At 66.9% G+C, this 10,129-nt stretch carries 9 protein-coding genes and 1 tRNA gene; 9 read left to right on the forward strand and 1 reads right to left on the reverse strand.

Features of this window, described 5'->3' with window-relative positions; all coding sequences use genetic code 11:
- The first annotated feature begins 10 nt into the window (after window positions 1-10).
- The 4 genes from Q0R27_RS01095 (at window position 11) to Q0R27_RS01110 (ending at window position 4,322) form a co-directional block, all read left to right on the forward strand.
- Entirely contained in the window at window positions 11-1,627 is a 1,617-nt protein-coding gene (locus Q0R27_RS01095) for an alkaline phosphatase family protein (protein WP_293940245.1), read from the forward strand.
- Between the two features lie 76 nt (window positions 1,628-1,703).
- On the forward strand, window positions 1,704-2,474 hold the full coding sequence (locus tag Q0R27_RS01100) for a hypothetical protein (RefSeq protein ID WP_293940246.1): 771 nt from the start codon (window positions 1,704-1,706) through the stop codon (window positions 2,472-2,474).
- Complete coding sequence (locus tag Q0R27_RS01105) at window positions 2,471-3,703, forward strand: M48 family metallopeptidase (RefSeq protein ID WP_293940247.1); 1,233 nt, start codon at window positions 2,471-2,473, stop codon at window positions 3,701-3,703. Before Q0R27_RS01100 ends, Q0R27_RS01105 begins: the two co-directional genes overlap by 4 nt.
- 1 nt (window position 3,704) lies before the next feature.
- On the forward strand, window positions 3,705-4,322 hold the full coding sequence (locus Q0R27_RS01110; RefSeq protein ID WP_293940248.1) for a hypothetical protein: 618 nt from the start codon (window positions 3,705-3,707) through the stop codon (window positions 4,320-4,322).
- 106 nt (window positions 4,323-4,428) lie between these two features.
- Here Q0R27_RS01110 and Q0R27_RS01115 read toward each other — a convergent pair whose 3' ends face one another.
- Window positions 4,429-4,599, reverse strand: coding sequence for a hypothetical protein (locus Q0R27_RS01115; RefSeq protein WP_293940249.1), 171 nt, complete (start codon window positions 4,597-4,599; stop codon window positions 4,429-4,431).
- 130 nt (window positions 4,600-4,729) lie between these two features.
- Between Q0R27_RS01115 and Q0R27_RS01120 the strand changes: the two genes are divergently transcribed.
- The 5 genes from Q0R27_RS01120 to Q0R27_RS01140 form a co-directional block, all read left to right on the forward strand.
- Window positions 4,730-4,813 (forward strand) — tRNA-Leu (locus Q0R27_RS01120).
- A gap of 52 nt (window positions 4,814-4,865) precedes the next feature.
- A complete protein-coding gene (gene tig / locus Q0R27_RS01125) occupies window positions 4,866-6,494 on the forward strand; it encodes a trigger factor (RefSeq protein ID WP_293940250.1) in 1,629 nt (542 codons plus the stop codon).
- A complete protein-coding gene (locus tag Q0R27_RS01130) occupies window positions 6,491-8,194 on the forward strand; it encodes a hypothetical protein (RefSeq protein WP_293940251.1) in 1,704 nt (567 codons plus the stop codon). The genes tig and Q0R27_RS01130 overlap by 4 nt, the downstream gene beginning before the upstream one ends.
- Entirely contained in the window at window positions 8,191-9,141 is a 951-nt protein-coding gene (locus Q0R27_RS01135) for a glycosyltransferase family 2 protein (RefSeq protein WP_293940252.1), read from the forward strand. The genes Q0R27_RS01130 and Q0R27_RS01135 overlap by 4 nt, the downstream gene beginning before the upstream one ends.
- Window positions 9,142-9,269: 128 nt before the next feature.
- Window positions 9,270-10,129: TonB-dependent receptor plug domain-containing protein (locus Q0R27_RS01140; RefSeq protein ID WP_293940253.1), on the forward strand; the 860-nt coding region annotated here is incomplete at its 3' end.

Raw genomic sequence — 10,129 nt, forward strand, 5'->3', positions numbered from 1 at the left:
GAGTGAAACCATGCGCAAGACGTTGACGGGACTGCTCGGGGCGACTCTGCTCGCCACTCCCGCATTCGCCGCCCCGCCGAAGTTGGTCATCGCCATTTCGGTCGATCAATTCTCGTCCGACCTGTTCGACGAATATCGCGGTAGCTTCACCGGCGGGCTTGCCCGGCTCTCGTCGGGTGCGGCGTTTCGCAACGGCTATCAGGGCCATGCCGCGACCGAGACCTGCCCCGGTCATTCGACCATCCTCACCGGCGACCGCCCGGCGCGGACCGGGATTATCGCCAACAACTGGTTCGACCTGTCGCAGGCGCGCTCCGACAAGGGGGTCTATTGCGCCGAGGACGAGCGCGTCGCCGGGTCATCGACGAGCCATTACACCGTCTCGCCGCTCCACCTGCGCGTGCCGACGCTCGGCGAGCGGCTCAAGCAGGTCTCGCCCGCGAGCCGCTCGGTCGCCGTCGCCGGCAAGGACCGCGCGGCGGTCATGATGAGCGGCCAGCGTCCCGACCAGCGCTGGTATTGGGACGGCAAGAGATACACCACCGACCTCGTCGGGGTGCGCGCGCCCGCGGTCGTCGCCGCGACCAACGCCGCCGTGGCGAAACTGCTCGCCGCGCCCGCCGACCCGCTCGAGGCGCCGCCGCTGTGCGTCGCCAAGTCCAAATCGGTCGCGATCGAGGGCGGCGGCATGCCGGTCGGGGCAGGGGCCTTCGCGCGCGTCGCGGGGGACGCGCGCAGCTTCCGCGCCTCGCCCCAGTTCGACGGCGCCACCCTGGCACTCGCCGCCGGTCTCATTCAGGAAATGAAGCTCGGCAAGGGCAAGGCGACCGACCTGATCGCGATCGGCGCGTCGGCGACCGACTATGTCGGCCACAGCTATGGCACCGAGGGGCAGGAGATGTGCCTCAACCTGCTCTCGCTCGACCGCGATCTCGGTGATTTCTTTGCTGTACTTGACCGGCAGGGGCTCGACTATGCGGTCGTGCTGACCGCCGACCATGGCGGGAATGACGTCCCCGAGCGCCAGCAGGCCGCCGGGATCCACGACGCGGCGCGGGTCGATCCCGCGCTGTTCCCCGCCCAGGTCGGCAAGGCGGTCGCGGCTGAGCTCGGGCTCAAGGGTCCGGTCCTGATCGGCGACTCGCCGTTCGGCGACATCTACCTCGATCGCGCACTGGCCCCCGCGGACCGCAAGCGCGCATTGACCGCCGCGGTCGCGCTTTATCAGGCGCATCCCCAGGTCGAGGCCGCCTTTACCCACGACCAGCTCCGCCGCGCGAAGCTTTCAACCGGCTCGCCCGACGCGTGGAGCATGATCGAGCGAGCGCGCGCGTCGTTCGACGACCAGCGCTCGGGCGATCTCGTCGTCCTGCTGCGCCGCCGGGTCACGCCGATCGCCGACACCAAATCCTATGTCGCGACGCACGGCAGTCCGTGGGACTATGATCGCCGCGTGCCGATCCTGTTCTGGCGCGCCGGCATGCCCGCGGTAGCGAGCGAGGCGGCGATCGAGACAATTGCCATTGCGCCGACCCTGGCAGCGTGGATTGGCGTCCCCATCGAGCGCGGTGCAATCGATGGAAGCTGCCTGATGAGCGTGCCCGGAGTGACCTGCCCGGCGCGGTAAGTCGTTGAGGGGTTGCGCTTTTTGAACGGTGAGGGCAACATCGGGATGGGGCTTCAGGATGCCCGAGGGAGAGCCGATGCGCCGCTTGCTTCTCGCGCTGACCGCCGTGTCCAGCCTCGGGGGCTGCGTCCAGACCAAGCAATATGCCGATCTGCAGTTCACCCCGCCGCAAGGCGATTATCGCCTGCTGGTGCTGCGCCCCGACGTCAGCGTCGGGTCGGTCACGACCGGCGGCGTCGTCGAGCAGCGCGCCGACTGGACCGAGGCCGCGCGGACCGCAATTGTCACCGCGCTGCGCAACCAGCAAGGCGGGCGCGGCGGCCAATTGTTCATCGCCGAACGACGCAGTTCGGTGCCGGGAGCCGATGCCGAGACCGTCGCCGAGCTCGAACGGCTCAACTTCGCCGTGGACCAGGCGATCGCCGAGCATAAATATGGCGGGCAATATCTCCCGACCAAGCGCCGCATGGGGCTCGACTATACGCTGGGCGAAGACGCCATCGCCTTTGGGCGCAAGACCGGGTTCGACTATATGCTGTTCCTCCATGCCGAGGACCAGGTTGCATCGACCGGGCGCGTGGCGATGCAGATCCTCGGCGTCGCAGGCTGCTTCATCGGTTTTTGCGCACCATCGGGCGGGAGCGGCCAGCTCGCTTACGCCAGCCTCGTCAACCTCCGCTCCGGCGAAGTCGTGTGGTTCAACGTCCTCCAGACCGGAAGCCAGATCCCCGGAATGGGTTTCGGCGACATCCGCACGCAGGCCGGCGCTGACCAGATGGTCGAACGGTTGCTCGGCCGGATGAAGCCGGGACGCGAGGCGGCGCGCGCCGCAGGGCTCCGGCAATGAGCACGCTCAGCCGGCGGGCAGTGCTGGGCGGCGCCGGCGCGCTCACTGCGAGCCTTGGCACCGGGATCGCCGCCGCCCGCATCCTCCCGCGCGACATGCAGCCGCTGATCGGCCCCGGCTATCGTCCGGTCGATGCCGACGAAAAAGGCCTGTGGCAGCAGGTCGAACGGGTCGAGGAGGAAATCGCCGGGTCGAACATCCTCATCAAGGACGTCGGCGTCACGCGCTACTTGCAAGGGCTGATCGGCAAGGTCGGGGGGCCGGCCGCGAAGGACATGCGCATTTACCTTGCGCGCGTTCCTGAATTCAACGCGATGATGTTTCCGACCGGGTTTGCGGTGGTCTTCTCCGGCCTCCTCCTGCGGATGCGCAACGAGGCGCAGCTCGCCGGGGTCATCGCCCACGAAAGCGGTCACTTCCTGCGCAAGCACCAGCTTCGCCAGTTCCGCGACCAGAAAAAGAAATCCGACATCTTCGCCGCGCTGTCGTTGATCGGCGGCATGGCCGGCGGCGCGGCGGGAATCTACACTGGAAATATCCAGCAGTTCGCCGAGCTTGGCACGATCTTCACGCTGTTCCGCTACAATCGCGAGCTCGAGGCCGAGGCCGACGCGACCGGCATTCGCCTACTCGCCGAAGCTGGCTATGCGCCCAACGCCATGCCCGAAACATGGGCGCAGCTCATCGCCGAGCTCGACCTGTCGGCCAAATACCGCCGCAAGCATCGCGACCGCGGCTATTCGTTGTTCGAAACCCACCCCGCGCCCGAATCGCGCATGGCCGACCTCCGCGCTTCCGCCGCCGAGGTGACCGTGCCGGGCAGGGCCTATGATGACGGCCGCGCGCGCTACCTCACCGCGATCGGTGGCATCCGGCCGATGCTGCTCGACGACCAGATCAAGCTCAACGATCCGGGCGCCTCGCTCTACATCGTCGAAACGCTCGCCCGTGATGGCTGGAGCGGACCGCTGCGCTTCGCCGAGGCCGAGATCTGGCGGCTGCGCGGCGACTTGAAACAGCATGACGCCGACCGCGCCGCGCAGGGCTATGCCGCTGCCGTTCAATATCCCGATGCACCGCCCGATGCGTGGCGCTGGCACGGGGTGATGCTACAGAAGGCCGGGCGCGCCGCCGAGGCCCGCGTAGCCTATGCCCGCTACCTCGCGCTCGCCCCGGCCGCGCCCGACGCGCCGTTCGTTCGTCAGCAACTATCTTTCATGGGAGGCTGACATGCGCCGCCTGATTCTTGCCTCTGCGATCTCGCTCGCGCTGACTGCCTGCTCGTCGATCGGCGGGGGCGGCTTGGGTTCGGGTTATTCGCTCGTCCGCGCCCGCGAACGCGCGGTCGGCGACGGCAGCCTGCTCGTCACGCCACGCGCGGAGTGGAACCGTCAGTCGACCATCATCTTCGACGACATTCGCCAGGTCGAGGACTGGACCCAGAACGGTCCCGTACTCGACAGCCTGTCGTTCGTATCGGGCCTCAAGGACGGCAAATCGATTGTCCGCCAGTCGCGCCGCGCCGACAGCCAGGTTCCCCGCTTTCGCTCGTCGATGACCGCGCCCGAGATCGCGGCGATGCTCGAAACCTTCTACCGCACCCGCGCCGGGACGATCGACTTCAAGACCGTCGGTCTCGCCCCGCGCCCGTTCCTTGGCACCAACGGCTTCCAGCTCGACTTCGATCATCTCGACAGTGACGAGGTGTGGCGGCGAGGCAGGGCGGTCGGCACGGTCGCCAACGGTCGCCTGTACCTCATCCTGCTCGACGCGGTCCGCTCGCATTATTTCGCGACCGGGCTCCCCGAATTCGAGGTCGTCGTGAATAGCGCGCGGCTGAAGGGCTAAACCGGATCGGGCGGGGGCGGCGCCTCGGGCTCACCCGGAAGCAGCGGGACCTCCGCTTCACCTGGCTCCGAATCCGGCACCTCAGGTAATGGCGGCGCGCTCGCCATCAGGCAACCGGACTGGTCGGCATCGACGGCGGCTCGGCCCCGGGCGATGCGGGCGACGGCGTGTCGATATTCGGCGCCGGCTCGGGCGCTTCGGCGGGCGAGGTCTGCGGCGGCGGGGATGGGGTCTGGGGTGGCGGGGTGGCAGGCTGGCCGGGCAGGGTGTCGGGCATGATCAAGCGCTCCTCTGGTCATCGATATAACCCGTCGCGAGCGCGAGAGTTGCGCTGCCCGTCCAAATGCTTGCCCAAATGCTTGCCCTAGGCCCGATCCTTGCTATAGGCCGCGCCCTTGAGCGTCCGCGCGGGCGTGGCGGAATGGTAGACGCGCTTGGTTTAGGTCCAAGTATCGCAAGATGTGGGGGTTCGAGTCCCTTCGCCCGCACCACCGCCTCACTTCGCACGGCCAACCAGATTCCAACGGGATAGAAAAGCGCATCATGAAGACCGTCGAAACGCTGAACGAAGGCCTCAAGCGGGGCTTCATGCTGACCATATCTGCCAAGGATATCGAGGCTCGGGTCGAGGGCGAGGTCAAGCGCATGGCGCCGCAGGTCCGCATGCCCGGCTTCCGTCCCGGCAAGGTGCCCGCCAACCTCATCCGCAAGATGCACGGCCCGGCGCTCGCCGCCGACGCGCTCAACACCGCGGTGCAGGACAGCGTCCAGTCGCTGATCGCCGAGCAGAAGATTCGCCCGGCGATGCAGCCCGAGGTCGAGCTCGACAAGGGCTATGAACCCGGCAAGGACGCCGAGGTTCGCGTCAGCCTCGAGACACTGCCGGAAATCCCCGAAGCGAAGATCGACGGCCTGACGCTCGAGCGGCTGGCGGTCGAGCCCGACGAGAAATTGGTCGACGCGCAGATTTCGCAGCTGATGTCGTCGCAGAAGAGCTTCACCGCTGCCCCCAAGAGCCACAAGGCCGCCACCGGCGACCAGGTGATCCTCGACTATAAGGGGACTACCGAGGACGGCGTTGCATTCGAGGGCGGCACCGGTACCGCGATGGCGGTCGAGATCGGTTCGGGCCAGCTCATTCCCGGCTTCGAGGACCAGCTCGTCGGGATCAAGGCGGGCGAAAGCCGCGACTTGAAGGTCACCTTCCCCAAGGATTATCCGGCTGAAAAGCTGCAGGGCAAGCCGGCGAACTTCGCCGTCACCGCGACCGAAGTGAAGACGGCGGGCGAGGCAAAGCTCAACGATGATTTCGCCAAGACGCTCGGGCTCGAGAGCCTCGAGCAGTTGAAGGGCCTCATTCGCGACCAGCAGCAGCAGGAACTCAACGGCCTCACTCGCACCCACATGAAGCGCAAGCTGCTCGATCAGCTCGCCGCGAGCCATGACTTCGACGTTCCGCCGTCGATGGTCGCCGCCGAATTTGACAACATCATGGCCCAAATTCGTCACGAGGCCGAGCACGAGGAAGACCCCGCCGCCGCGCTGGCGGAAATCGAGGGCGAGGCCGACGATTATCGCAAGATCGCCGAGCGCCGCGTGCGCCTGGGCCTGCTGTTGTCGGAAATCGGTACCAAGAATGGCGTCGAGGTCAGCCAGCAGGAGATGAACCGACTGATCAGCCAGGCCGCGGCGCAGTATCAGCCCAAGGATCGCGAGCGGTTCATCCAGTATGTCCAGCAGGACCCGATGGCCGCCGCCCAGCTGCGTGCACCGCTGTATGAGGACAAGGTCGTCGATTACCTCTTCGAAAAGGCCGAGATCAGCGACCGCACGGTAAGCCGCGCCGAGCTCGAGGCCGACCTCGAGGCCGAGGAAGGCCATGTCCACGGCCCGGGCTGCGGACATAACCATGCCGCCGAAGCCAAGCCGGCGAAGAAGGCTCCCGCGAAGGCCAAGGCTGCGAAGCCGGTCAAGGCCGAGCCAGGCGAAGTCGCTGAGGTAGCCAAGCCCAAGGGAGCCAAGCCCAAGGCCGCCGCCAAGGCCGAGCCGGCTCCCGAGCCGGTCATTACCGCTGCGGACGCCAAACCGAAGCCCGCTAAGCCGGTCAAGGACGGCGCGGGGGCCAAGCCTGCCGCCAAGGCGAAGTCCGGGACGAAAACCACCAAGGCATGATCGCGGACGGCGCGCCTGGCAGGGCGCGTCGTCCGTGGTGGCCATTGTTCTTCGTCGCCGTGGCGACGGCGATCATGCTGCCCGAGCTGCTGTGGGGCCTGTCGGCGTCGGACAGCTATCGTTACAATCTGCTGTGGACCGATGAGTTCACCAGCCAGTTTGCGGCCGGAAACCCCTGGCCGCGCTGGCTTTCACAATCGTGGGACGGGCTGGGCGCGCCGACCTTCTACCATTATCCCCCGCTGTTCTTCTGGGTCGCCGCACTGATCCGAACGCCGCTGTTCGACCTGGTCGGCGCGCAAGCTGCGGCATCGCTCGCGTCGCTGCTGATCTTGGCCGCGTCGGGTGGGGCGATGTATCTGTGGCTCCGTCGGTTCGGAAGCCCGATCGCGGCGCTCGTCGGCGCATTGGCGTATGAGGCCGCGCCCTACCACCTTTATGACATCTTCGCCCGAGGCTCGCTCGCCGAGGCCAGCGCATACGCCGCGCTCCCGCTCGTGCCGATGGCGATCGAGCGCATCGCCGATCGCCGTCGCGGCGGCGTTGCGCTGCTGGCCGGAGGGTATGCATTGCTCGTCCTTGGCCACATGCCGAGCGCCTTGATCGCGAGCATCTCGCTCATCCCTGCCTATTTCCTGTATCGTGTTCGCCCGCTCGGCGCAGCGGTCGCATTGCGTGGCGCCGGCGGCATCCTGCTCGGTCTGGCGCTGAGCGCAGCCTATCTCTGGCCGGCCATCGGGCTCCTGCCGTTCACGCTCAGCGAGGCGTTCGGCGGCGCGTGGTTCGACCCGCTTAACTGGGCCTTCTGGACCCCGCAGCGCTGGCCCAGCGCGGGCCGGGCAATGCTCAACATCCTGTTCGCCTCGACCGCGCTGATCGCGACAATCGCCGCGTTCTTCGGGCGACGCTCCGACGCAGATCGCGGTGCGCTTCGGTTCTGGGCGCTGTTGGCGATCGCCCTGTTCCTGCTCATCGCGGGTTTCCCCCCCATGATTTCGCAGATCTCGCAAATGACAATGGTCCAGTTCCCGGCGCGGCTGATGCCCGACGCCGATTTCGTCGCAATTACCGCGCTGGTGATCGCTCGCCCGCCGCTCACTCGCCCACTGACCATCGCCGCCTTGCTACTCGCGATCATGGGCTGGCTGGTGATGGCGCAGGCGATGATCGGGCGCACATATAGTGTGCGGTCGATCGCCGCACGGTCGCAGGCGCTGGTGCTCGACGACCGCCGCGATGCCCCGACCTTCCTCCCCGCCGCTGTACCCATGCCGATCGCGCCCGACGAACTGTTCGGCGCGAACCCGTCGCTCGTCCGCCTGCCCGAACGCGGCTGGCTGGTGCGGGGGCAGGGCGCTCGGATAATTGTCAGCCAGGACGGCGAAAGCATCGACGCAACGGTAGAAACGCCGTCTGCAACCACGCTCGTCGCGCGCCGTTACGCCTATCCAATCTGGCGCGTGCGCGACGAGCGTGGCTCGATCATCGTCCCGACCGCCCAGCCCGTCACCGGCCTTGTCACCTGGCCAACCCCCGCCGGCCGTCACCACTATCGTCTGGAACCCGGTCCAGCCCCCGGGGAACGCGCTTCGCTGCTGGTCAGCTTCTTGGCGCTCATGCTGCTCGGGCTCACCCTATGGCAGCCGCTTCGATCTAGCTTAAGAAAGGTTTTGCCATTCACCGCTAGGACGTCTTCATGACCAGTCTCCCCGATCATCCCGCGCCGCGCGTCGCCGTGCTCCTGCCTTGCTATAACGAGGCCGCGGCGATCGAGCGGACGATATCCGGTTTCCGCGCCGCGCTGCCCAGTGCGACGATCTACGTTTACGACAACAACAGCAACGACGGCACGGTCGCGCTGGCCCGAGCCGCCGGCGCCGTCGTCCGCACCGAGAAGCAACAGGGCAAAGGCAATGTCGTCCGCCGGATGTTCGCCGACATCGACGCCGACGTCTACATCATGGCCGACGGTGACCTCACCTACGACCCGAAGGCTGCCCCGCCAATGGTCGAGATGCTCCTTGCCGAGCAGCTCGACATGGTCGTCGGCACCCGCAAGCATGAGGCTGTCGAGGCCTATCGCGGCGGCCATGTGCTCGGCAACAAGCTGTTCACCGGGCTCCTGGCCGGCCTGTTCGGGCGCAGTTTCACCGACATTTTCTCTGGCTATCGCGTCTTCTCCCGCCGTTTCGTCAAGAGCTTCCCGGTGCTCTCGGCCGGGTTCGAGATCGAGACCGAGATCAGCGTCCACGCGCTCGAACTCAAGATGCCCGTCGGCGAGATCGAAACCGCTTACGGCGCCAGGCCCGAAGGCTCGGCGTCGAAACTCAGTACCTATCGCGACGGCTGGCGGATCCTCAAGACGATCGGGACGCTCTACCGCGTCGAGCGGCCGGTGCTGTTCTTCGGCTCGTTCGCGGCGCTGTTGCTGATTGCAGCGATCGTCCTCGCGGTGCCGCTAATCCTGACTTACCTCGACACCGGGCTGGTCCCGCGTTTTCCGACCGCGATCCTGATCACCGGGCTCGGGATCGTCGCGGTGCTGAGTTTCTTCGCCGGACTGATCCTCGATACCGTCACTCGCGGACGGCGCGAGATGCGGCGGCTGGCGTACCTCGCTTATCCGGCGCCGACCTTCACGCCTTAGTTACATTTATGTCGCACCTGCGGGATTAGTGTCGCCCGATGCACAGTAAGGGTGGCCTTGCCGCCCTCGCTGAGAGCATTATCCCCGCTTGGGTCTGCTGGGGCGCGGACCGAAATAGGGGAATATCCATGCGCGGTTCGACGATTCTGAAAGCCGGTTCGGCCTTGTTTGCATTGACGGTGGCGAGTGCCGCCTCGGCGCAAAGCACGCTGCCGCCGCCCGACGTGGCGCAGGCGCCCGCAGCGGCGTCCGCGACCGCGGCCACCGACCAGGGCGAGATCATCGTCACCGGCTCGCGCATTCGCCGCGACCCGCTCAACCTCGATTCGCCGGTCGTCTATGTCGACAAGGCCGATATCGACAAGACCGGCCTGTCGTCGATCGCCGACGTGCTGCAGCGCTTGCCGAGCGCGTCGGGCGGGCTCAATTCGAAGGTCAACAATTCGGGCAACGTCGGCAACCCGCCCGACGGCGGCGGCGTCGGTGCCGGCTCGGCCGAAATCGACCTTCGCTACCTCAGCGCCAAGCGCACCCTGGTGCTGGTCGACGGCCTCCGTTTCGTCAACGGCACCAGCGCCAGCGGCATTCCCGCGACGGTCGATCTCAACACCATCCCGGCCAACATGATCGACCGGATCGAGGTGCTCCAGTCGGGCGCCTCGCCGCTCTACGGGTCGGACGCGATCGCGGGCGTGGTCAACATCATTACCGTATCGCAGCAGAAGGGGCTCCGCGCCTCGGCCCAGTTCGGCACCTTCCGCCAGGGCGACGGCCACACCCAGGATTACAACCTCAGCTACGGGGTCAAACTGCCCCACACCAGCATCGTCTTCGGTGGCAGCTATGTGAAGCAGGACGCGGTGCGCTCGGCCAACCGCAGTATTTCATTGTTTCCGAATCCCGGGCAGACCAGCTGCACGGACGCGATCGGCGGCTGCAGCAGCGCCGCGCTCAACGGTCGCTTTGATACGCGCGGCTCCAGCGGACC

Origin of the sequence: Sphingomonas sp. (assembly GCF_025362505.1) — a bacterium.
In the GTDB taxonomy this organism is placed as follows: Bacteria; Pseudomonadota; Alphaproteobacteria; order Sphingomonadales; family Sphingomonadaceae; genus Sphingomicrobium.